This is a genomic window from Christiangramia aquimixticola (genome assembly GCF_048285835.1).
In the GTDB taxonomy this organism is placed as follows: Bacteria; Bacteroidota; Bacteroidia; order Flavobacteriales; family Flavobacteriaceae; genus Christiangramia; species Christiangramia aquimixticola.
Window position 1 is genome coordinate 1 of sequence record NZ_JBLVTL010000024.1, and the last position, 483, is coordinate 483.

Below are 483 nucleotides of genomic sequence, written 5' to 3' on the forward strand. Positions count from 1 at the left end.
TCAAAAAGCACTTTGGTGAGAAAGCACTGCGCTATCAGCATCGAAATGGATATGAAATCTTAGATCAAGATTCCCTTAAGGCTGTCGAACAAATCGAGGAAATCAATCACTTACTGAAGAAAGTATTCAAAAAAGAAGTTTTTTCATTGGTCAAAAACCCACTCAAATTTGGCTTTTCTGACCAAGTTAAAGCGGTCATCAAAAATAGATTTGAAGGCGAGCTGGATCCCGCTGCTTATTTAAATTCACTTTGGGAAAAAGCGGGAAGTCTTGGAATTAAGATTCTCACGGGCATTTCTGTCGAAGAGATTGATCAAGAGTCAGGAAGTCTAAAAGCTATTGGATCCATTGGTCAAGAACACCTTGAATTCAGAGCAAGAAAAATTGCCGTCTGTACCAATGCATTTACCAAAAAACTGTGGAAGGATTGCCCGATGGAACCGGGGAGAGGATTGATTTTATTGAGCAAACCTCTTGGTTTTG

Annotated in this window: 1 protein-coding gene; it reads left to right on the forward strand. The window is 39.5% G+C overall.

What is annotated here, in order from left to right:
- The coding region (locus tag ACNKXV_RS13320) for an FAD-dependent oxidoreductase (RefSeq protein ID WP_417908230.1) at positions 1-483 on the forward strand (483 nt) is incomplete at both ends.